31 protein-coding genes and 2 pseudogenes are annotated in these 20,676 nt (G+C 54.9%); 32 read left to right on the top strand and 1 reads right to left on the bottom strand.

Annotated features, from left to right (window positions below):
- The first annotated feature begins 80 nt into the window (after window positions 1–80).
- The 3 genes and pseudogenes from cas1f (at window position 81) to DAQ1742_RS16925 (ending at window position 3,657) form a co-directional block, all read left to right on the top strand.
- Complete coding sequence (gene cas1f / locus DAQ1742_RS16935; RefSeq protein ID WP_035344069.1) at window positions 81–1,082, top strand: type I-F CRISPR-associated endonuclease Cas1f; 1,002 nt, start codon at window positions 81–83, stop codon at window positions 1,080–1,082.
- Window positions 1,079–3,388: pseudogene (cas3f, locus tag DAQ1742_RS16930) on the top strand (type I-F CRISPR-associated helicase Cas3f); the annotation flags it as partial. The gene cas1f and the pseudogene cas3f, both read left to right, overlap by 4 nt.
- Before the next feature lie 23 nt (window positions 3,389–3,411).
- Window positions 3,412–3,657: a hypothetical protein gene (locus tag DAQ1742_RS16925; protein WP_145916215.1), complete on the top strand. Its 246-nt coding sequence runs from the start codon at window positions 3,412–3,414 to the stop codon at window positions 3,655–3,657.
- A 104-nt stretch (window positions 3,658–3,761) separates the two neighbouring features.
- On the opposite strand, the gene DAQ1742_RS16920 is transcribed toward DAQ1742_RS16925, so the two are convergent.
- The gene (locus tag DAQ1742_RS16920) at window positions 3,762–4,325 is read right to left on the bottom strand and encodes a helix-turn-helix domain-containing protein (protein WP_051124119.1); all 564 of its coding nucleotides are present in this window, start codon (window positions 4,323–4,325) and stop codon (window positions 3,762–3,764) included.
- Window positions 4,326–4,483: 158 nt separating this feature from the next.
- Between DAQ1742_RS16920 and DAQ1742_RS16915 the strand changes: the two genes are divergently transcribed.
- The 29 genes and pseudogenes from DAQ1742_RS16915 to DAQ1742_RS20660 all read left to right on the top strand — a co-directional run bounded on the left by DAQ1742_RS16915 (window position 4,484) and on the right by DAQ1742_RS20660 (window position 20,672).
- Window positions 4,484–4,750: a helix-turn-helix domain-containing protein gene (locus DAQ1742_RS16915; RefSeq protein WP_067487293.1), complete on the top strand. Its 267-nt coding sequence runs from the start codon at window positions 4,484–4,486 to the stop codon at window positions 4,748–4,750.
- A 9-nt stretch (window positions 4,751–4,759) separates the two neighbouring features.
- The gene (locus tag DAQ1742_RS16910; protein ID WP_232046543.1) at window positions 4,760–6,808 is read left to right on the top strand and encodes a Mu transposase C-terminal domain-containing protein; all 2,049 of its coding nucleotides are present in this window, start codon (window positions 4,760–4,762) and stop codon (window positions 6,806–6,808) included.
- A 40-nt stretch (window positions 6,809–6,848) separates the two neighbouring features.
- Window positions 6,849–7,742, top strand: coding sequence for an AAA family ATPase (locus DAQ1742_RS16905; protein WP_067486496.1), 894 nt, complete (start codon window positions 6,849–6,851; stop codon window positions 7,740–7,742).
- A gap of 14 nt (window positions 7,743–7,756) precedes the next feature.
- Window positions 7,757–8,125, top strand: a complete 369-nt coding sequence (locus tag DAQ1742_RS16900) for a hypothetical protein (protein WP_035345548.1) — start codon at window positions 7,757–7,759, stop codon at window positions 8,123–8,125.
- Between the two features lie 29 nt (window positions 8,126–8,154).
- On the top strand, window positions 8,155–8,388 hold the full coding sequence (locus DAQ1742_RS16895; protein WP_035345551.1) for a hypothetical protein: 234 nt from the start codon (window positions 8,155–8,157) through the stop codon (window positions 8,386–8,388).
- Window positions 8,389–8,393: 5 nt separating this feature from the next.
- The gene (locus DAQ1742_RS16890; protein WP_035345554.1) at window positions 8,394–8,591 is read left to right on the top strand and encodes a hypothetical protein; all 198 of its coding nucleotides are present in this window, start codon (window positions 8,394–8,396) and stop codon (window positions 8,589–8,591) included.
- Window positions 8,581–9,213 (top strand): DUF3164 family protein, encoded by a 633-nt coding sequence (locus DAQ1742_RS16885; protein WP_035345557.1) that lies wholly within the window; start codon window positions 8,581–8,583, stop codon window positions 9,211–9,213. Before DAQ1742_RS16890 ends, DAQ1742_RS16885 begins: the two co-directional genes overlap by 11 nt.
- 1 nt (window position 9,214) lies before the next feature.
- The gene (locus DAQ1742_RS16880; RefSeq protein ID WP_035345559.1) at window positions 9,215–9,406 is read left to right on the top strand and encodes a hypothetical protein; all 192 of its coding nucleotides are present in this window, start codon (window positions 9,215–9,217) and stop codon (window positions 9,404–9,406) included.
- A gap of 79 nt (window positions 9,407–9,485) precedes the next feature.
- Complete coding sequence (locus tag DAQ1742_RS16875) at window positions 9,486–9,944, top strand: hypothetical protein (protein WP_035345561.1); 459 nt, start codon at window positions 9,486–9,488, stop codon at window positions 9,942–9,944.
- Window positions 9,944–10,267 carry a hypothetical protein gene (locus DAQ1742_RS16870; protein ID WP_035345563.1) on the top strand — a complete coding sequence of 108 codons (324 nt, stop codon included), beginning with the start codon at window positions 9,944–9,946 and terminating at the stop codon, window positions 10,265–10,267. The genes DAQ1742_RS16875 and DAQ1742_RS16870 overlap by 1 nt, the downstream gene beginning before the upstream one ends.
- Window positions 10,267–10,482, top strand: coding sequence for a hypothetical protein (locus DAQ1742_RS16865; RefSeq protein WP_035345565.1), 216 nt, complete (start codon window positions 10,267–10,269; stop codon window positions 10,480–10,482). The genes DAQ1742_RS16870 and DAQ1742_RS16865 overlap by 1 nt, the downstream gene beginning before the upstream one ends.
- Window positions 10,479–10,946, top strand: coding sequence for a hypothetical protein (locus DAQ1742_RS16860; protein WP_051124157.1), 468 nt, complete (start codon window positions 10,479–10,481; stop codon window positions 10,944–10,946). Before DAQ1742_RS16865 ends, DAQ1742_RS16860 begins: the two co-directional genes overlap by 4 nt.
- Before the next feature lie 112 nt (window positions 10,947–11,058).
- Window positions 11,059–11,418: a hypothetical protein gene (locus DAQ1742_RS16855; RefSeq protein ID WP_035345566.1), complete on the top strand. Its 360-nt coding sequence runs from the start codon at window positions 11,059–11,061 to the stop codon at window positions 11,416–11,418.
- Complete coding sequence (locus tag DAQ1742_RS16850; protein ID WP_067486499.1) at window positions 11,411–11,908, top strand: hypothetical protein; 498 nt, start codon at window positions 11,411–11,413, stop codon at window positions 11,906–11,908. Before DAQ1742_RS16855 ends, DAQ1742_RS16850 begins: the two co-directional genes overlap by 8 nt.
- Window positions 11,895–12,323, top strand: coding sequence for a gp16 family protein (locus DAQ1742_RS16845; RefSeq protein WP_035345568.1), 429 nt, complete (start codon window positions 11,895–11,897; stop codon window positions 12,321–12,323). The genes DAQ1742_RS16850 and DAQ1742_RS16845 overlap by 14 nt, the downstream gene beginning before the upstream one ends.
- 2 nt (window positions 12,324–12,325) lie before the next feature.
- Window positions 12,326–12,760: a Mor transcription activator family protein gene (locus DAQ1742_RS16840; RefSeq protein WP_067486502.1), complete on the top strand. Its 435-nt coding sequence runs from the start codon at window positions 12,326–12,328 to the stop codon at window positions 12,758–12,760.
- 9 nt (window positions 12,761–12,769) lie between these two features.
- Window positions 12,770–13,297, top strand: a complete 528-nt coding sequence (locus tag DAQ1742_RS16835; RefSeq protein ID WP_051124158.1) for a hypothetical protein — start codon at window positions 12,770–12,772, stop codon at window positions 13,295–13,297.
- 98 nt (window positions 13,298–13,395) lie between these two features.
- Window positions 13,396–14,025, top strand: coding sequence for a glycoside hydrolase family 19 protein (locus tag DAQ1742_RS16830; protein WP_067486448.1), 630 nt, complete (start codon window positions 13,396–13,398; stop codon window positions 14,023–14,025).
- The gene (locus tag DAQ1742_RS16825; RefSeq protein WP_067486416.1) at window positions 14,022–14,276 is read left to right on the top strand and encodes a DUF2644 domain-containing protein; all 255 of its coding nucleotides are present in this window, start codon (window positions 14,022–14,024) and stop codon (window positions 14,274–14,276) included. The genes DAQ1742_RS16830 and DAQ1742_RS16825 overlap by 4 nt, the downstream gene beginning before the upstream one ends.
- On the top strand, window positions 14,273–14,902 hold the full coding sequence (locus DAQ1742_RS16820) for a hypothetical protein (protein WP_067486419.1): 630 nt from the start codon (window positions 14,273–14,275) through the stop codon (window positions 14,900–14,902). Before DAQ1742_RS16825 ends, DAQ1742_RS16820 begins: the two co-directional genes overlap by 4 nt.
- Entirely contained in the window at window positions 14,899–15,141 is a 243-nt protein-coding gene (locus tag DAQ1742_RS16815; protein WP_024107989.1) for a hypothetical protein, read from the top strand. Before DAQ1742_RS16820 ends, DAQ1742_RS16815 begins: the two co-directional genes overlap by 4 nt.
- Window positions 15,138–15,428, top strand: coding sequence for a hypothetical protein (locus tag DAQ1742_RS16810; RefSeq protein ID WP_024110358.1), 291 nt, complete (start codon window positions 15,138–15,140; stop codon window positions 15,426–15,428). Before DAQ1742_RS16815 ends, DAQ1742_RS16810 begins: the two co-directional genes overlap by 4 nt.
- Window positions 15,428–15,928 carry a DUF1804 family protein gene (locus DAQ1742_RS16805; RefSeq protein WP_067486422.1) on the top strand — a complete coding sequence of 167 codons (501 nt, stop codon included), beginning with the start codon at window positions 15,428–15,430 and terminating at the stop codon, window positions 15,926–15,928. The genes DAQ1742_RS16810 and DAQ1742_RS16805 overlap by 1 nt, the downstream gene beginning before the upstream one ends.
- The gene (locus DAQ1742_RS16800; protein WP_067486425.1) at window positions 15,921–16,124 is read left to right on the top strand and encodes a hypothetical protein; all 204 of its coding nucleotides are present in this window, start codon (window positions 15,921–15,923) and stop codon (window positions 16,122–16,124) included. Before DAQ1742_RS16805 ends, DAQ1742_RS16800 begins: the two co-directional genes overlap by 8 nt.
- The gene (locus tag DAQ1742_RS16795) at window positions 16,125–16,310 is read left to right on the top strand and encodes a hypothetical protein (protein WP_067486428.1); all 186 of its coding nucleotides are present in this window, start codon (window positions 16,125–16,127) and stop codon (window positions 16,308–16,310) included.
- A gap of 241 nt (window positions 16,311–16,551) precedes the next feature.
- Complete coding sequence (gene terL / locus DAQ1742_RS16790; protein WP_083960936.1) at window positions 16,552–18,249, top strand: phage terminase large subunit; 1,698 nt, start codon at window positions 16,552–16,554, stop codon at window positions 18,247–18,249.
- 195 nt (window positions 18,250–18,444) lie between these two features.
- Window positions 18,445–19,257 (top strand): annotated as a pseudogene (locus tag DAQ1742_RS16785) (phage portal protein family protein).
- Window positions 19,258–19,283: 26 nt separating this feature from the next.
- Entirely contained in the window at window positions 19,284–19,769 is a 486-nt protein-coding gene (locus DAQ1742_RS20745; protein WP_269472540.1) for a phage portal protein family protein, read from the top strand.
- A 39-nt stretch (window positions 19,770–19,808) separates the two neighbouring features.
- The gene (locus DAQ1742_RS20660; RefSeq protein ID WP_269472539.1) at window positions 19,809–20,672 is read left to right on the top strand and encodes a phage head morphogenesis protein; all 864 of its coding nucleotides are present in this window, start codon (window positions 19,809–19,811) and stop codon (window positions 20,670–20,672) included.
- Window positions 20,673–20,676 lie beyond the last annotated feature (4 nt).

Raw genomic sequence — 20,676 nt, 5'->3', positions numbered from 1 at the left:
CGTGTTTTCCAATGAATTATTAGTCTGCGTTTTATTACGCGGATAGGGTTGTTTTATCACCACCACAGAGAAACGGTTTTATGGATAACGTATTCAGCCCGTCGGATTTAAAAACCATTCTGCATTCCAAACGCGCCAATATTTATTACCTCCAGCATTGCCGTATTTTGGTGAATGGCGGGCGGGTGGAATATGTCACCGAAGAGGGGAATCAGTCGTTGTACTGGAATATCCCGATTGCCAATACCAGCGTGGTGATGCTCGGCACCGGTACTTCGGTCACGCAGGCGGCGATGCGGGAATTTGCCCGCGCCGGGGTGATGGTCGGGTTTTGCGGTAGTGGCGGCACGCCGCTGTTCGCCGCCAATGAAGCGGAGGTGGCGGTGTCGTGGCTGTCGCCGCAGAGCGAATACCGCCCCACCGGCTATTTGCAGGATTGGGTCAGCTTCTGGTTTAACGAAGAGCCGCGGCTGGCGGCGGCGATTGCCTTCCAGCAGGTGCGCATCGGCCAGATTCGCCAGCACTGGCTGGGCGGGAGGCTGGCGCGTGAGTCGCGTTTTGCTATCAAACCCGAGCATGTGGAAGCACTGCTTAACCGCTATCAGCAGGGGCTGACGAACTGTCGCACCAGTAACGACGTATTGGTGCAGGAAGCGATGATGACCAAAGCGCTGTACCGGCTGGCGGCCAACGCGGTGAGTTACGGTGATTTTACCCGCGCTAAACGCGGTGGCGGTACCGACCTGGCGAACCGTTTTCTCGACCACGGTAATTATCTGGCTTACGGGTTAGCGGCGGTGGCGTTGTGGGTGCTGGGGTTGCCGCACGGGCTGGCGGTGCTGCACGGTAAAACCCGGCGCGGCGGGCTGGTGTTCGATGTGGCGGACCTGATTAAAGACGCGCTGATTCTGCCGCAGGCGTTTATCGCCGCCATGGAAGGGGAAGACGAGCAGGACTTTCGCCAGCGTTGCCTGACATCGTTTCGTCAGGCCGAGGCGCTGGACGTGATGATCGACAGCCTGCAACAGGTGGCGCAGCAATTAAGCCAGGTGGCGAAAACCGGGAGTCAGGGGGCGCAATGAACATCCTGCTGATTGCCGAATGCAACAAGCGGGCGCTGGTGGAAACCCGCCGGGTGCTGGATCAGTTCGCCGAGCGCAAAGGGGAACGCACCTGGCAGACCGCCATCACCGAAGAGGGGCTGAAAACACTGCGCCAGTTGCTGCGTAAAACCGCGCGGCGCAACACGGCGGTGGCCTGCCACTGGATCCGCAGCGCCAATCACACCGAGCTGTTGTGGATTGTCGGCAACCTGCGGCGTTTCAATCCGCAAGGCAGTGTGCCGACCAACCGTACCGGGCGCGATATTCTGCGCCGCCAGGATGAAAACCCGTGGCACAGCGCCGAAGCCTTCAGCCTGCTGGCGGCGATTGCCGGGCTGTTTCACGACATCGGCAAAGCCAATGCGCTGTTTCAGGCCGGGTTGCGGGGCAAGGGGCCGCGCAGCCAGCCGCTTCGCCACGAGTGGGTGTCGCTGCGGCTGTTTCAGGCGTTTGTCGGCGAGCAGGACGATACAGGCTGGCTGACGGCGCTGGCCGCTATCCGCGCGGAGGAGGAAGCGGCGTTGCTGGCGCGCGTGCAGCAGGATGAGAGAATCCCCAAATCCTCGCCGTTTGGAAGCCTGCCGCCGCTGGCGCAGGTGGTGGGCTGGCTGATTGTTTCCCACCACCGTTTGCCGATGTTCTGGGATGACAAGAGCGGCAATCCCAGCCCTGATTTAGGTGAGGTGAGTCAGTGGCTGACCGGGCTGGTGTCACCCTGCTGGAATGCCGTTAATCACCTGCGCCCGGATATCAGCACGCAGGAATGGCAACAGGTGTGGCAGTTCCCGCACGGCACGCCGCTGCAAAGCCGCGTCTGGTGTGAAAAGGCGCGCAAGTTCGCCACCCGTGCGCTGACGTTACCCTCGTTGATGACCTTCGGCCAACTGGAGCAACGGCTGACGGTGCATCTGGCACGGTTGGCGCTGATGCTGGCAGACCACCATTACTCCTCTTCCGATGCCACCTCCGGCTGGCAAGACCCGCGTTACACCGTGTGGGCCAATACCGACAGAAAGACCGGCAAGCTCAAACAGCAACTGGATGAGCACTGCGTCGGCGTGGCACAGAATGCGCTGTTGCTCGGGCGTAGCCTGCCGCACCTGCGCGACACGCTGCCAGCCATCACCCGGCACAAAGGCTTTCGCCAGCGCAGCACCGATGCGCGCTTCCGCTGGCAGGATAAAGCGTTTGACAAGGTTTGTGCGATACGTGAGCAGGCGGCTCGCCACGGCTTTTTTGGCGTCAACATGGCGTCTACCGGGCGCGGCAAGACGCTGGCGAATGCCCGCATTATGTACGCGCTGGCAGATGAATCCGTCGGGTGTCGCTTTTCGGTAGCACTTGGCCTGCGCACCCTGACGCTGCAAACCGGCGATGCCCTGCGCCAGCGCCTGACGCTGGATGAAGACGACCTGGCGGTGTTGATTGGCTCGCAGGCGGTGCAGGAACTGCATGAGCTGCGCCAGCAGGAGCAGGCAACGCGTGTGGTGCAAACCGGCAGCGAATCGGCTGAGTCGCTGTTTAGCGAGCATCAGTACGTCAGTTACGACGGCTCGCTGGATGACGGTCGGCTGAAAACCTGGCTGGAAAAATCGCCGACGCTGCATCAACTGCTGAGTGCGCCGGTGCTGGTCACCACCATCGACCACCTGATGCCCGCGACCGAAAGCCTGCGCGGTGGCCACCAGATTGCGCCGATGCTGCGGCTGCTCACCTCGGATTTGGTGCTGGATGAGCCGGACGATTTTGGGCTGGAAGACCTGCCCGCGCTGTGTCGGCTGGTGAACTGGGCGGGGATGCTCGGCTCACGGGTGCTGTTGTCCTCCGCCACGCTGCCACCGGCGTTGATCCGCGCGCTGTTCGAAGCCTACCTGAAAGGCCGCGCCGCCTGGCAGCAGGCGTACGGCGAGCCGGGCACGCCGCTGAGTATTTGCTGCGGCTGGTTTGATGAATTCGACAGCCAGTGCCATCAGATTGCTGATACCCAGGCTTTTGCCACTCAGCATCAGGCGTTTGTCACCGGGCGTATCGACAAGCTGCAACAGCAGGAGCAGCGGCTGCGCTGGGCGGAAATTGAACCGGTGGCAAGCCCGACGCGAGAAGCGAGCGCGGTGTGCCGGGCGGTGGCGCACACCCTGCACCAGCGGGTGTTTGCGCTGCATCAGCATCACCACCAGACGCATTCCGGCGGCAAAACCGTGTCGCTGGGGGTGATTCGCATGGCGAACATCAACCCGCTGGTGGCGGTGGCGCGTGCGCTGATGGCGATGCCCTCGCCGACGGATTACTTGTGGGGGAGTGATCATTTATGCATAGCTTACTAGGAGAGTCTGGAATAGCGGGACGCCTTGAATGGCGCGGCTTTGCGGGAAATCGTGGGCTTTTGCATAGCCCGGAGAAAAATGGAAAAAACTGGTTATTTCTGCGTTATATTTTGCACAGCTTTGATCGTCGAGTGATCCGTTTTAAGCAGCTTTTAATCTGGCTTTACAACACACGCGCACTTTCTTTTCCTGCCACCTCAAAAGAACCTCTGCATTGTTTTATTGCTTAATGTTTCATTTCTTAAAATGATATGTTTATCAACACATTGCCAGCATGGAGGCAGTTGGCTTTCTCTTTAACAAAGAAACCTCGCGCTTTTCCTTTCCAGTTCTTTCAGCCAGCCTGCCTTTTATTAGTTGTCAGGCTTCTTTGTGCTGCGTCCGAATCGCCCTGAGATGCCCCCTCTTTGATTTGCTCATATACCCGTAAGACCTGCGCCCTCTCATTCTCTGAAAGCCGCAGGAAATCTGTCACTGTAGCCATACCTTTTAGAGCTGTAATGATGCCTGTAACGCCGTGGTCAATAATGGCATCACTTAGCATCTTAGCTTGTTCCGCAGACAATCTCTGGAGTATAGAATCTGAGGGTTGTGCCCCCTGTCTTGTCGGACTATTGGTTTCTTCTTCGATATTTAATTCGATGCCGCATAAAAGCCAAACCAACGACACATTACACGCATACGCAACAATGGCGGCGCTATCTATCCCAGGGTAGATATCCCCTTTGAGATACTTCCTTATTGTGGTTTCAGACATACCGCTTTTTCTTGCCAGCTCGCTATTGCTCATGCCATTCATGGCCTCCTTGAGGCGCTCGCGAAAGCGGTTTATTCCGCTACTCACAATAATCCGATCTCGGTTTATTGTTTCAATGTCGGTCTTTTCTTTATAACTCATTGATTTATATCCCTTAATATCTGGTCTTTTGGGCTGGGTTTGATGCAAACAATAATCCGACAAAAATCTTTTACTTCGGATTATTGTTCGTGATAGATTGTGTTTATCCGATAACCACATCTGATTATCGAATTAGGTAAACCAGAGAGGATCACACAATGCAGTTACTGAAACAAGACATCACCCACCTGTTTGTGGATGTCGGCCGTGACTGGTCAAGCAAGGCGATTATCGCCGCTCTCGATCGCAAAGGGGTCAGCTTGCACGACATCGAGAAAGATCTGTGTCTGAAAGAGAACACCATTCGTAACGTGTTCTATCGCAAGTGCGGCCGTTACGAGGACGCGATTGCGCAAAAAATCGGTATATCTCCGGCGGTCATCTGGCCGAGTCGTTACCCATCGAATGACCGCACGGCTGCTTAAGGGGGCAGGATGTCTATTTGGTTAACAGCGAAGGAATGTGTTGATCTCCCCGGACTGCCTCGGATGGAGCACAACATTCGCAGCCGACTGGATAAGCGCTCGGGTGGTAATGCTGAATTACGCCGCCGCCGCGAGGGCAGCAAAGCCTTTGAATATCACGTTGATTGTCTGCCTGATATCGCCCGCGACACGGTATTGCAGCGCCACTACAACACCCTGCTGCAACAGCAGCCTGCTACCGCCCCGGCAAAGGCCGTCACTGCATCAACCACCGCGTCAACCAGTCAGATGCTTGAGCTGGTGCGCCAGTGCCCGGCCATGCTTGAACAGAAAACCGCTGCGCTGACGCAGAAACAGCGCGACATCGCCGATGCCCGCATGGTGCTGGTTGTTGAAGTGCTGCGCCTGCAAGACACCGGCCTGTCACGCATCAAAGCAATCCAATTTATTTGTGACCGGTCACGTTCTTGTGACCTGCCGGAGCACTTGCAGCGCTATGTCACCACCGCAAACGCCCGTAAAGGTCAGCGTGTCGGCGTCAGCGTCCGGGCGCTGAATCAGTGGGTGATTGACTATCTGCGCGCCAAAGATGCGTCGGAGCGCCTTGTGTTACTTGCTCCCGGTCATCTCAAAGCCAAGAAACCGGAACAACTGGCCTGGCTACCGCTGTTTATGGCGCACTACCGCAACCCTAACGGCCCCTCTGTTGCCGAGGCGTATCAGGATTTTTGCGCCGACTGGCACATGCAGTATGCCGATCAGCCTGCGATGCGTGATGCCTGCCCGTCTATCTATGCGGTTCATCGTGCGCTGAACAAGATGCCGAAAATCGTGCGACAGCGCGGCCGGGTTACCGGGTCTGCCATGACCGCATTGCAGACATACGTCAAGCGCGACTGGGACGTGATGCCGGTTAACGGGGTGTGGATTGGTGATGGTCACAGCATGAAGATGAAGGTGGCTCACCCTGACCACGGTCGCCCGTTTACCCCCGAGCTGACGCTGGTTATCGATGGCCGCACCCGCTACGTTGTCGGCTGGAGCCTGGGGCTGGCTGAGAACGTGATCGCGGTGGCTGACGCCCTGCGCCACGGCATCGAGCGCCACGGCGTACCGCTGCTGTACTACTCCGATAACGGGGGCGGTGAAACAGCCAAACTGCTGGACGCCGACATTACTGGCATCCTGCCGCGCCTTGGCATCGAACACCCGACCGGTATTCCCGGCAACCCACAGGCGCGCGGAATTATCGAACGTCTTAACAAGGAAATTCCGGCACGCATTGCCCGCAAGTTCGCCACCTACAACGGTAAAGCGGCAGACAAAGAAACTGTGCGCATTACCAGTCGGGGAGTCGATTCGGCCATCAACGCGCTGAATCAGGGTAAGGAACTGAACCCGGTACAAAAATCGGCCATCGCAAAATTGCCGAGCTGGAACCAGTTGATTGACGCCATTGAAGACGAAATCGACGCCTATAACACACGGCACCGGCACAGCGAGCTACCGCGCCGCGCCGATGGTCAACACTACACTGCTGCCGAATATCGCGCCACGCTGCTGGAAACAGCAGAGATTGACCGGTTGTCCGAGGCTGAATTGCGAGAAATGTTCCGCCCGCAAGTCAGGCGCACCGCGCAGCGTGGGTGGCTGTCTGTCTTCAACAACCAGTATTTCGCCGAGGAACTGATCCGGGTGGATGGTGAGGCGGTGCTGGTTGCATTCGATATCCACGATGCCAGCAGCGTCACCGTTCGTCAGTTGGACGGTACGTTCATCTGCACTGCTATCGTCAACGGTAACACACGCGCCGCGTTCCCGGTCGATTACATCGAGAAGGTTCGCAAAGACCGCCACGCACGCCGCATGGCGCTGGTTAACAAGAAAGCAGAAGAAATCGACGCTGAGCTTAACCCTGTCCGCACTATCGAGCACACGCCAGATTTTGGCGCGTTGTTGCGGGGGGATGTGGCTCAACTAAATGATGACCGGGAACCGCTGTTTTTATTCGAATCTGAGCGTGACGAGTATTTGCGCCGCAAAAACAACGCGGTTTGACTGCCATCAAACCGCTATTGATTGCTAACAGGAGTACATCATGACTATGAGAACGCAACTATCTGAATTAATAGAACGCAAGGGACTGACACAGTCTCAAGTGGCGCGCGCAATCGGTAAGAGCGTTGCCGTTATTAATCAGTACTTGCAGGGTAAATATAACGGCGATGTAGATGGCGTCAACAAAATCGTCTCTGAGTTCATTGAACGCGTCCGTGAAAAAGATAAGTTGCAGCGTATTGAGGCGAGTTTTGTATCTACTTCCACCTCAAAAAAAGCGCTCGAAATCATCCGTCTGGCGCATGTTGATGCTGAAATCAATGTGATTTATGGCGAGGCGGGGCTGGGTAAAACGATGGCGCTGAAACACTACGCTGCCGCTAACTCGACTGCGCTGCTTATTGAGGCTGACCCGAGTTACACCGCCCGTGTATTGCTGGAGGAAATCTGTTCGCGCCTCAATCTGTCCACGCGCGGCAATATGCATGAATTGTTTGAACTCTGCGTTAACAAACTGCGCGACTCCGGCTATCTGCTGATGATTGATGAAGGCGAGTTATTGCCTCATCGGGCGCTTGAAGTGCTACGACGCATCCATGACAAGTCAGGGATTGGCATTGTTCTGGCTGGTATGCCGAGACTTATCCTGAACCTGAAAGGTAAGCGTGGCGAATTCGTGCAGTTATATAGCCGCGTTGGCTTTGCGCTGAATCTCGGTAATGCCCTGCCACAAGACGACACCGATGCAATCTCTGAAAGCCTAATTCCTGACGCATGGACGCCGGAAATGGGTGCCGTTCTCTACAAAGAAAGTCGGGGGAATGCCCGGAGACTGTTCAAGTTGCTGCGCGGTGTAGTCCGTACCAGTCACATCAACGACAGACCCGTCAGTGTTTCTACCGTCCGTCAGTTCGCTGAAATGCTGATTAATTAATGAGAATTATCATCATGGATATTAAAGATATGGCGCTTAAAAAAGAAAGTCTCGCCTTGCGTCGCATCACCAGAAATGTGATGGCTAATGGAAGAATGCGTGACAACGTTTATCTGATGGATACGGAGGGTGGTAAAGGGTTTTGTATCACTATTGATGTTTATTCAATGGTCTGCGACGCGCTGCGTCTGCCGTGGCATGACCTTTGCGGTGATTCATTGCGATTCAGCATTCAGGGTGCGGCCACACCAGCGGCGTTCCGTCAGGCTTACCGGCTGATGCGCATTTATCTTAAAGGTGAGCCGGTATTTCTTCCGGGTGGCTACCGTTGTCTGTTGGATGATTTGGGTCTGATAAAGAGAAATGCCACGCTTTCTGTGTGAAATGCTGATTAATTAACGAGGTATTTGCTATGTGCAATTTGCCAATTAATAACCCCGAATTAATGAAACCCATCAATCGACTGCTGCGTGCCGGAATTAATGTCGTGGATTATCACGCTACATTCCGCCGCCCGATTATTGAAGTTGATCGTCCGTTTGCAGCATGGGAACCGACGGCAGTCGAAATCACTGAAACAAAAAACGGTGTACAGCGCATCGTGAAGATGACCGTTTGGCGCGGCGCGCACATTATCTGGAGATAAAACGAATGGCTAAAGTAGTAATTAGCATCACCCCAAAGGCGCGGGGCATTGATGTGCAATGCAAGGTCGAACTTGAAAAGGACGATAGCAGTATGGCCCGGGTCATCGCCGTTGCCGTAGGTGCCGGTCTTGCTGGGCACGTTAACGAGAAAGTCCGTAACGCAATTGAAAAAGTCAAAAAGGAGAAAAAGCATGCCCACTAAACAATTCACAGAGAAAGCAGCAGCGCCTGGCTACTGGGTTGATGCAAAGGGCGTACTGACGCCGGAGCATCTGATTAAACCAATCGACGTGGCCCGCGATGAACTGGTCGCGGAACTGGTTGGCCGTGCGCTGGCAGTGAACGCCGCGCTGGCTGAATTTAAGGTGGCCGGGTTTGCCGATATCGCCGCGTTCGTGGCCCTTTCAGGGGGTGAGTACGGCGTCAACCTTGGTGGTAAGAAAGGCAACGTCACGCTCTATAGCTACGACGGGCGCTACAAAATACAGCGCGCAATGCAAGACCGCATTGCTTTTGACGAGCGTTTACAAGCTGCCAAAGCGTTGATTGATGAATGTCTGTCAGACTGGGTTGAGGGCGCACGGCCGGAGATTCACGCGATTATCAACCGCGCTTTTCAGACTGAAAAGGAAGGTGAGGTTAATACCGGCGCGGTGCTGGCCCTGCGTCGTTTAGAGATTTCGGATGAACGCTGGCAGCGGGCTATGGACGCCATTGGCGAGGCTGTTCAAGTCGTCGGTAGTCGTTCTTATATCCGCGTCTATGAACGAATCGGCGACTCTGACCAGTACCGGCCAATACCGCTTGATATTGCCGGGGTGTGATATGTGCGCTGATGAGTTCAATAAAAAATATGCCGTCGGGCATTCCTTTATGTATTGCCCCAACCCGATATTGCGCGGCGGGAAGATAGTAAAAACGGCAGATGTCGCCCGTGATTTTGAGTGCGGGTCAATTGTTGAAATTAATCTGGAGCCATATTTCGTCAAAATCGATACGTTGAAATCACCGCAGTAATTTAAACCGAAATTAAACATCTTTAAAAATGGCGTAAACCCGCCGGGGCTGGCTTACGCCTAAATCTGAGGAAATGAGAATGTCAGATATTAAGGTTAAATGCACACGATGCAGAAATCAGCATATGAAATCGGAGCGCAAATTAACGCCTGGCTATATCTGCGGAATTGCCGCGTCCCACTCGGTATGCCCGCGCTGTAGCTGTAAAAGCTACTTAGATATGACGCCACAATTCGCATGGTGCTGGGCAAGCGGCTTAATTGAAATCGGTGATGAATTACCGGCAGATAGACTGGATGGCTCCGGTGCTATTCAAATCGCTACTGGGCCTAAGTATGCATTACACGGTTTTCTCGACGTTGTTGCTCGTCATGGCAAAGGTGACAGCGCTGGAAAACTTCTGGTTCCCGGAGTGCCGGAAGCGTCGGACGGTGATGCTGCAATCGATGCGTTGCAAGCGTGGTTAGCGTGGTGTGAATCAAAAGGCGGCGCAAAGCTAGGCGGCATTCAAATGGTATTAGGCGGGAGGGTCGAATAATGTCTATCTCTCATCTTGATATCTCTGTCCGCTATAGCAGCGGTACATATATCGCCCGTAATAGCGGCAAAACCGCATCATGCACATACAGCCCGGATGTTGCAGTGAAAAACCTGGGCGCAAAGATTTTCAGCACAAAACAGCGGCTGATTATCACCGCATTACACCCGGTGTCGTACACAAAACCCGGCGTGTATCGCATCAGCCCCGACCCGTCTCAGATGTGCCGCCAGTGCCGCTGTAACTGGTATGAGGCGTGTCAGCCCAGTTGCCACTGGGTCGAAGACGACCTGTGCAGCGCCTGTGCCGGGAGGGACAGCTAATGCCAATCGTCAACAATTGCCAATACTGGGACAACGGTGCATACCGCGTCTATTCGCTGAGTGACGGCTCCCGCGTCAATGAGCGCCCGGTATTACCGGGTAAATCACGTTGGGAATATTTCGATGCGCGCGGCTCCCGCATCTACAAGTCCGCTGTTCAGCGTGAAATGAAACGCGCCGTCGAGAAACATAAAAAACTCTGGAGGGTGTCATGATGAAAAATAACCTTGCTCGCGTGCGCGCCAACCTGTTCCTCCTCGATGACTTTATTTGTCATAACCCTGAATTGGGTGATCGGTGGCTGGGTTTGCTGGCTGATTGTCGCGATGAAATCACGGTGCTGCGTGCGCAGAGCGACAATGTCGATCAGCGGGCGCGCTGTGTTGTTGATACTCATTCGGTCGAATGCCGCCTGACGCGCTTTGAGTCATTCGGCAATACGGCTGGCATCGGCCTGACGCTCAGGCATAACAACGGCAGCACGATGCTTGAGCAGCATATCACACTGTCAAATGTTGGTGATGGCAGGTGGCAACCTACTATCGTGCTTGAGGATTTTCCAGGCGCAGAAACACCGGCTGGGGCGCTATATCAGTTGTCGGATTGGCTGTTGCGTTTGGGTCTGGCATCGCAAATTGACCTAGTGGTGGAATCGCGGCTGGAGGCGCTGACAGAGTGAGAGATTTATTTATTGATGCGTTTTTGCTGGGCATGACCGTCGGGTTCGTCGCCGGTCTGCTGGTCGCAGAGTGGATGTATCGCCATGACATTCAAATACTAATGAGGCTCCAATGATTATTCCACGCACGATAAAAATTGTGGCATTTGGCCCGGCGGCCCGTACCGACCTAGGTCAATGCATTTACGCCGGGCTGATCAGCGCTGGCCGCAAGGCTGCAAAGAAAGTCTGCATTTATCTGATTGTCGGCGCTGTAGCTATCCCCGCTGTCTCATGGCTGGCATTTAAGACTGGCCTGACGGGCGATGACACAGACGGTGTGGGTCGTTCTGGTTTGTCGCTGTATACCGATGCAGGAACGGGCTGCCAGTACATCAGTGCCGGAGGTTCTGGCATCACACCGCGTATGGATAAGGACGGCTACCAAATTTGTGATGACCGCCCGGTGCGGATGGCGGTGCGACATGACTAACCTCAACCAAAAACAGCAGGCAGCGGCGCGCAAGCGCCGCCAGCCAGTGAATAGCTCAATCACAAAGGAACAGTGGGCGAAGATTAAAACGGAGTTACAGAGCTATTTTTGCCACATTGAATTTAAATATAGCGACACGGTAATTTCCGTCTTACGTGTGCGTGACGGCGAAAGCCGCACTGTTCTGTCCGTCTATTTTGACGGGGAACAGCGCTTTTCGTGGGGGGATGAAAAAACCGAGGCTTACAACCCAATTACCCGTCTGTTCTGGTGTGAAAAGAAAAGACGTCTTTTCTCGGTGAGGCGTGTGGCACAACTCGAAAGGGCAATCGGAGAACGCAGAGCTAAGGAGTGCATTCCCGGTTTACATGATTCAGTTAGCTATTGGCTGCCGTTCTTCTCCAGCTCGACCAGCCTTATTCGTCAGTTCAAAAAAGCCGAGGGGTTGACGTGGGTTAATAACGCTGGGGGTGTTGATGATGCGAGCTAAACCACAGGCGAATCGGGCGTTGATCGGCGCAGTAAAAGCGGGTCAGGCATACTTAAAATGGGATGATGAAACGTACCGCGCTGTACTGGCGCGGTTAACCGGGAAATCATCCGCTACGCAATGCAGTATGCAGGAACTCGAAGCCGTTAAAGCGTACATGCACACACACGGCTACCCGCGCCGCGCAAGGAATCATGGCCGCAAGCCTGGTGTGCCTGCCAGTAAAAGGGCCATCCTTAGCAAAGTTGAGGCGCTGCTAACAGACGCGGGTCGACCATGGGCTTATGCGGAGACTATGGCGCAGCACATGTTTAATGTACGATATGTTGACTGGCTGGATATACAGCAATTAACGAAACTCATGCAAGCGTTGATCATCGACGCCAAACGCCGTAAACCCAAGAACGGGGAATAATCATGGAACTGGAGCGCGTAGCCGGGCTGCTGCCCGATGTTGTCCTGCAAATTGCAGACTTGATTGGATTCCCGGCTACCGCCCGGTTGATTGAGCGATTCGGCGGAACAACCTTCCCGATTGGCAAAGGCATCCACGCGCTGGGTGCCGCCCGCGCCGAACTTCTGCGCGAAACTATCGGCGCTGAAAACGCGACGCTGTTGTCGAAGACCTTCGGCGGCGATATTGTTTATCTGCCGCGCTGCGCTGCCGCACTGCGTGAGCTGCGTAATCAGCGTTTTATGCACGATTTAAACCAGATGACCGAGGCGGGTATATCGATAACGATGGCGATGTCCCGGCTTTGCCCTGGATATGGATTTTCAGACCGTCTGGCGTGGGAACTGGTGCGCGAAAGCAAGAACCCGGTAACACATCAGCAGCAAAGTCTTTTTTGAGGAAATTATATGAAATTTAAAACAATAGCTTTGGTGATTGCATTATCTGCTACGTCATTCGGAGTAGCAGCGGTGGATGGGTATAAAGGCGTGAAGTTTGGGTCTGACGTAAAGACTGTTATTGCAGCAAAGTGGTGTAACCTGAAGAAATACGAAGAGAAAAAAATCAACGGAGTTGAAACTTACTACTGCCACGACTTCAAATTCTCAGGCTCGGATTCATTGGCTATGGTGCTATTTATTAATGGAAAATTCGAGCGTTTAGCAATCACACTGAACGATGGCATCAACCCTGTCGTTGCTGCCCTCGAAAAGAAGTATGGTCAGCCATCATCGTCATCAACGCCAGATGAAGCAAAGGCAGCGCTGGCAAATGGAGGAACTATCTATATCAGATATGATAATGACACTATTTTTGTTGCTGGGCATCGAGATGCGTCGACGGGTAAAGATTTCAGTCAATTAATTTATACATCTCCGAACTTTGATCAGGCGATGGCAGCACAGCAGGCAAAAAACCTGGGAAATGATCTGTAGCCCATAAACCACTGAACCCCATCCAGTTATAAAAATCCTTCATCAATCAGACACTGACACCACTTTTTACACACAACAAAGCTGGTGTCATGTCTTTAATCACAGTAGAGCAGTTCCAGCGCGCCGCCGGTGTTAAGGCCGAGATTGCCGGGAAATGGCATCAGCACATCGTCGCCGCGCTACAGCACTTCGATATCACTACCCCGCGCCGCATTGCCGCATTCATCGCTCAGACGGGCCACGAATCCGGTGGTTTCACTCGCATTGTCGAGTCGTTCAACTATTCCATTGCCGGTCTTGCCATTTTTTCTCAGCTAACCGCCGGACAGCGTGAAGCGCTGGGCCGCCATGCCGATGAGCGCAGCCTGCCCGCAGAGCGTCAGCGAGCCATCGCTAATCTTGCCTACGGCAACCGCATGGGTAACAAAGCCCCGGATGACGGCTGGAAATTCCGCGGCCGTGGCCTTATCCAACTCACCGGCCTTGATAATTATCTGGCCTGTGGCCGCGCCCTCGGCATTGACCTGATCACCTCCCCGGAACTGCTGGAATCCCCGCAATACGCTGCGCTGTCTGCGGGTTGGTTCTGGTCTGAAAACAAGCTGAATTCGCTGGCTGATATCGGCGACATCGTGAAAATCACCCGCCGTATTAATGCAGGTATGGCCGGGCTGGCTGAGCGTCAGGCGCTGTATAAACAGGCGCTCCGCGCACTGGGGGCCGCATGAAACTCAGCGACCTTGTCACTAATCCGAAATCCGGCCGTCTTTCCACGTCCGACACCATCGTTTTCATCGCGTTCCTGGCGACGACCGGTGTGCTGCTGTTCTGCACGTACACAGGCAATCTCACCGAGTGGCTGTTTATGGCGTATCTCGCCGCCTGGGTAACGCAGTCGCAAGCCTCTAAATATCACGCCATCAAACGTGACCAGACCCAGACCACGCAAACCGGAACAGACAAAGGAGGCCAACAGTGAATACCGCCATTCTCCAGTTCTTGCGCGTTGCCTGGCTACCGCTGGTGTTTATCGTCGCTGCCGCCGGTGTTGCCTACAACGTCGGGGAGACGTCAGGACGCAACGCGGGCGTAGCATCGCAGCGCGATGAAAACCAGCAACTGACCCTAAAAAACGAGCAACTGGCGGCACAAGTGCTGGCCGCCGAACAGGAAAAACGTCAGGCCGCAGAGCTTCAGGTCGCTGCACTGCAACAGGCGCAGGCAGACGCGACGGCGCAGCGCGTCCGTGCGGATGAACTGGCAGTTGAGCTGCTGGACGTGAAAACGGAACTGACGAAAACGACGCAAAAACTGAAAGAGGGGATCGACCGTGCAGTTAAAAATGATTCTAACGCTTTTACCGGCATTGGCCCTGACAGCCTGCGGCTCTACCGCGCCAGTCTTGGCTACGCCGACGACACAGTCGGTATGTCCGACGCCCCCGGCCGAGCTGCTGTACATCCCACCGATGCCGCCCGCCCCGGACGCGGACTCTCCCCCGCAGGGCTTTTGAACCACGCGGCCGACTATGGGGCATGGTGCCTGACCTTGCGCGGGCAACTGGAAAAACTAAACGCCTATTACAAAGGGGGCAAGGACAAATGACCCCGGAATGGGTTTTGGGTGTAGCGATGACGCTGATATCAGCACTATTTGGGCTGGTCGTTCGCGGACTGAGCGATGCGCTGAAATCGCTCCGGGCTGATGTTGAACGCATCAAAACGGACTATCAGCGCCGTGACGACGCCCGGCGCGATCACGAGTCTGTAATGGATACGTTGCGCGATTTGAAGAGCACTATCGATCGGATTGATAACAAACTGGACAGGAAGGCAGATAAATGAAGGCACGACAAAAGCGCCGCGTGCGTCGCGTAGCAACAGTAACGGCTGCTGATTCGGCGGCTCTGAGCAATATCTCGAAACGGCTGGATGCGTTGCAAATCCCGGCCCCGGCTATTGACGGGCTGGCAGATATCTCTGCGCAACTGACCCGGATTGAGCATCGCATGGACACTATCGAATCCGCTGCTGTTCGGCGCGGTGCAATTGCCGGTGGTGTGGCGGGTGGTGTTGCAGGTGGCCTGATTACAACGGCAATTTTGCTAATCAAAGCGAGACTGGGACTCTGATGGCGCACCCGCAGGAAGTCAAAGACAAGCTGCGCCGGGCTTATATTTTCGGCCAGATGTCGCTTGAAATCGCAGCGGCACAGTCTGGCGTCGCGTTCGGCACAGCACGGCGCTGGAAAAAAGACGCGCAAGACGCTGGCGACGACTGGGACAAGCTGCGGGCGGCACATGTCATGGCGGGCGGTGGTCTGGAGGATATCGGCCGTGCGGTATTAACCGGGCTGGTAACGCAGTACCAGACCACGCTGGAAATGCTTAACGGCGCGGCAGATATCCCGCCGCAGGCTCGTGTTGAGCTGCTGGCAAGCCTTGCTGATGCGTTTAACAAAGCGACGTCGGCAAGTAAAAAGATTCTGCCTGAAACAAGCGAGCTGTCTGTTGCGCTTGAGGTTATCCAGTTGCTGTCGACCTTTATCCGGGAAAAACATTCAAAACACCTGGAGGCGTTCGTCAGCATTCTTAATGGGTTCGGTGAAGAAATAGGGAAACGTTATGGCTGACAAAATCATTAGCATCAACCAGCAAAATTCTGTCATGGCCAGCAGCATCACCCGTATCGAAGTGGGTGCTTATGATGATGTGTTTGTTTGGGCTGACGGCGAGAAACTTGTGCTAGATCGTGGCTACAACGAGCGGCCCTATGCTGCGAAACAACGCATCACTGACGAGATTAACGCGGCGTTAAGCGGGGATTAAATGATGATTAAAGAAAATAGATCTTCTGTGAATTTGTCTACTGCTGATGAGCAAAAGGACGGCAGTTGTACGGTTTGGTCTGATGAGATGAAAGTAGTTCTTCATCATCTGGTTGATCAGGGGGATGCCGAGGGTCTGATTGATACCCTCGGTAATAGTCAAAATGCATTAGAGACGAACACCTAATGCTTTGGCTAGACGATGAATCAGACTAGGTGTGTTTTCGTAGTCTGTTACGCCAACAACGGTGCCGCAAGATGAACACTGAATGAACATCATCTTAAACCGGGCGTTGCGAATTTCTTTCTCAACCATTTCAAACTGGTGCTCCTCGCATTTAGGGCATCGAGATACGGCCATTAAGACTCCTTAAAATTTATCGGTGGCTTCGGAAAGATATCAAATAAACCTCATTTTATGTAGGTGAATGGTGGCACGTAAATCCAATAAGCTCACAGCCAAAGATTTTGCCAAAGAGCTGGAAGAACTGGCGGCAACGCTGCGCCGGACGATTGAAGCCGAATGCGTCGGCTTTGATCCGTCTGCGGCAGCAATAGCAGAACGGCGCGCCCGCGTTCTCGACCCCGTTGGCGGCTACGTCTATTTTGTTGAGCACTATTTTCCGCACTACGTTCGACATGCAGACAAGAGCGAACTGCATAAGTACCTGTTCGCTCGTCTGCCGGAGATTGTCGCCAGCACAACCAGCGAGAATGACGCCATCGCTGCGCCGCGTGGCGAGGCGAAATCAACGCTGGTCAGTCAACTATTTAACATCTGGTGCATTGTCTGTGCGATCAAGCATTACCTGGTTATCGTCATGGACTCGATTGACCAGGCGTATCCGATGCTTGAGGCCATAAAAGCCGAGCTGGCTTACAACCCACGGATTGCGATGGATTTCCCCGAAGTGGCGGGCGGCGGGCGCGTCTGGCAGGCCGGAACCATTGTCACGCGCAACGATATCAAAGTGCAGGTCGCGGGCAGCGGTAAAAAACTGCGTGGCCTGCGCCACGGCCCGTACCGCCCCGATTTGGTGGTACTGGATGATATCGAGAACGACGAACAGGTGCGCAGCCCTGAGCAGCGCGACAAGCTGGATAACTGGCTTAAAAAGACCATCCTGCCGCTTGGCGGGGCGGGCGCGAAGTTCGATGTCATCTACATCGGCACCATCCTGCACTACGATTCCGTACTGTCCCGGACGCTGAAAAATCCACTGTGGAAGACGGCGCGATTCAAGGCGATCATCCAGTGGCCGGTCAATATGTCGTTGTGGGATGAATGGGAAGAAATCCTGCGCAATAACGACGATAAGGGCCAGTGGCTGGCGAACGCGTTCTATCAGCAGCATAAGGCCGAAATGGACGAAGGCGCGGTGGTGTCATGGTCGGCCCGGCCTATTCTGGCCCTGATGCTGATCCGCGCCCGCGACGGCCACTCAACATTTGATTCTGAGTACCAGAACGACCCGGTGAGCGGAGAGGATGCACCCTTTGCCAACTGCATTACGTTCTGGGTCAATCGTCTTAATGAGTGGGTCTTCCTCGGCGCATGTGACCCGAGCCTTGGGCGTGCTGGTGGTAAGCGTGACCCGTCCGCCCTGCTTGTGGGTGGGTTTAACCGCCATACCGGCATCCTGGATGTCGTCGAAGCGGCAATCCGTAAGCGCGTTCCCGACAAAATTATCTCGGACATCATCGAATTGCAGCGCATCTACCGCTGTTTGTGCTGGTCTGTTGAAGCTGTGCAGTTCCAGGAATTCTTACGCACGGAACTTGTAAAGCGCAGTGCGGCTACAGGTATCCCGGTTCCCGCGCGTGGCGTGACGCCCAGCAGCGACAAAATTCTGCGCATCGAGTCCTTGCAGCCGCACATAGCGAATGGGCTGATACGCCTGCACCCCAGCCAGTCAACGTTGATTGACCAGTTACGGCACTTCCCGGTGGCTGACCACGACGATGGCCCGGACGCCCTGCACATGCTCTGGGCGCTGGCCGTGTCCGGGTTCGCTGCATTTTCGTTTACTCCCGTCCCTCGCAATAACCCGGATTTTGATGACCGGGACACCGGTTTTCACCGCGCTGGTGCTGCTGGGCATGGTTTTGGTTCAGGAGGTTGGTAAGTGGCAATAGTTGATCAATTCGGTCGCCCGTTTAACAAAGAAGTGCTGGACGGCCCGCAGACCACGAGAACGGCACAGATACAGCGGCACTGGCCGGAGCATCCATCGCGTGGGCTGGATATTCGCCGCCTGCCGCGCATCCTTGAAGCGGCCGAGCGTGGTGATATCGCCGCCCAGGCTGACCTGTTCGAAGACATGATCGAGAAAGACGGACATATCTTCAGCGAGATGGCAAAGCGCAAAAACGCGCTGTTGGGTCTGGACTGGAGTATTGAGCCGCCGGTGAATGCCAGCGAGGCAGAAAAGAGCCAGGCGGCGATGGTGACGGAGTGGATGCTCGGCATCCCGGACATTCATGATTTGATCTTAAATGCGGCGGACGCCATCGGCCACGGATTCTCCGCGCAGGAGATAGAAAAGTGGGATAACGAAGGCGATGTGTGGTTGCCCATTAAGACCGTGCTGCGCCCACACCGCTGGTTTTGCACTAATCCCGAAATTGACGATACCGTGCGGCTGGCTGACGGCACAATGAACGGCGCGGAACTGTGGCCGTTCGGATGGCTTGTCCATGCGCATAACGCCAAGTCTGGCTATATCGCGCAGGCGGGCCTGTATCGGGTTTTGGTCTGGCCGTACCTGTTTAAAAACTTCTCGCTACGCGATTTGCCGAGTTCCTGGAGATTTACGGACTGCCGCCAGAATCGGCACGTACATGGCAAGTGCGACTGAGGAGGAGAAAAAACAGGCTGCTGCACGCTCTTGTGACTCTCGGTCACGATGCGGCCGGTAATCATCCCCGAAGGGACAAACATCAGGTTCGAATCGGCGGCGGACGGGCAGGCAGCGACGTTTATGTCGATGATCGAATGGTGCGAACGCACGCCGAAAGTGATACTGGGCGGTACACTGACAAGCCAGGCTGACGGCAAAACATCAACCAATGCACTCGGCAACGTTCATAACGAAGTGCGGCACGATATCCTGGTGGCCGATGCCCGGCGTTAGAGGGCTTCTTTAGCAATGTTATATCGATGTTGTTGTCAATTAATGGCTATGCAGTCTCTCGTCGACGTCAGCCCCGCTTTGTGTTTGATACCCGCGACATTGCAGATATCAGCACGTTCTCTGCGGGCATTAAAACGCTGGTCGATGCCGGGTTGAAAAGCATTCCTGTGTCGTGGGTGCATCAGAAAATGGGTATCCCCGTCCCGAAAGATGACGAGCCGGTACTAACGCCTGCCCCAGCAGTGACACCAGCCGCTGCGCTATCGTCTCGCCCGTCGCCGTACCGGTCATTCGCCGCACTTAGCACAACTGCCGTGGATGATATCAGCGACCCGGCACAGATAGCGCTCGATAACGCCCGCTCTACGCCGGAAGCGATTACCGCCGCGATGCATGCGCTGATAGCGCCGCTGGTTGCAGCGTTGCAAAACGGGCAAACCCGGATGACGCGCTCGACATTATCGCGGCGAGCTATCCAGCGCTTGATGATGCACAGTTGCAACAACTGTTAGCTCAGGCGCTGTTTGTGGCGGACGTGTGGGGACACCTGAATGCCGACAAATAGCGTCGATCTGGCGTATGCCATCGGCCTGAAACCCGAAGAGGCGATCCGTTATTTCGAATCCAAGGGCTACACCATCGGTTTCAACTGGCACGATGTCGAAGCGCGCACTCACGCTACTGCGTTCACTGTCGCAGGTATCCTGAAACAAGATGTGCTGGAAGACATCCGGGGCGGGTTAAATCATGCGCTGGCAAATGGGGAAACGCTGGAGCAGTTCCGGCGTCGCTTAACGCCCGTTCTCGAGCAAAGGGGCTGGTTTGGGCGTGGACTTAAGGCTGATGAAGACGGCGTGCTGGAAGGCAAGAAGCTGACGCCGCGACGCCTCAAGACCATTTTTGAAACCAATATGCAAGCCGCCTATAACGCCGGGCGCTATGAAGAGCAGATGGCAAACGTCGCGTTTCGGCCTTATTTTCAGCGCTTCGCTGTCATTGATACGCATACGCGCCCAAAACATGCGGCGCTTAATGGCTACACGGCGCGGGCCGATGACCCTGTCTGGCGGTTTATGTATCCACCGGACGGCTATCATTGCCGTTGCCGCATTCGCGCCCTGTCTCAGTCGGATGTTGATACACGCAACATCACTATTCAGCACAGTGAGATTATTGAAGTCGAGCAAGCATGGGGGCCGAACGATTCCAGAAAAGTCCCGGCCATTCGCTGGAATGGTGAGCTATACACCGCCGATGCGGGTTTCGGCCACAACCCCGGACAAGGTTATCTTGCGGCACTCGGACAGCGCTTGCTTGAGCGTTCAGCGACTGCTGAGCCGCGTCTGGCCGCGCTTGCGGTACAAGAGACACTGAGCAATAAACGCGCTGTTAACGGCGGTTTCAAACGACGTTAGCGAG

This window comes from Dickeya aquatica, assembly GCF_900095885.1.
Lineage (GTDB): Bacteria > Pseudomonadota > Gammaproteobacteria > Enterobacterales > Enterobacteriaceae > Dickeya > Dickeya aquatica.
The sequence above is the reverse complement of the archived record's forward strand: the minus strand, read 5'-3'. Positions and strand labels throughout refer to the sequence as shown.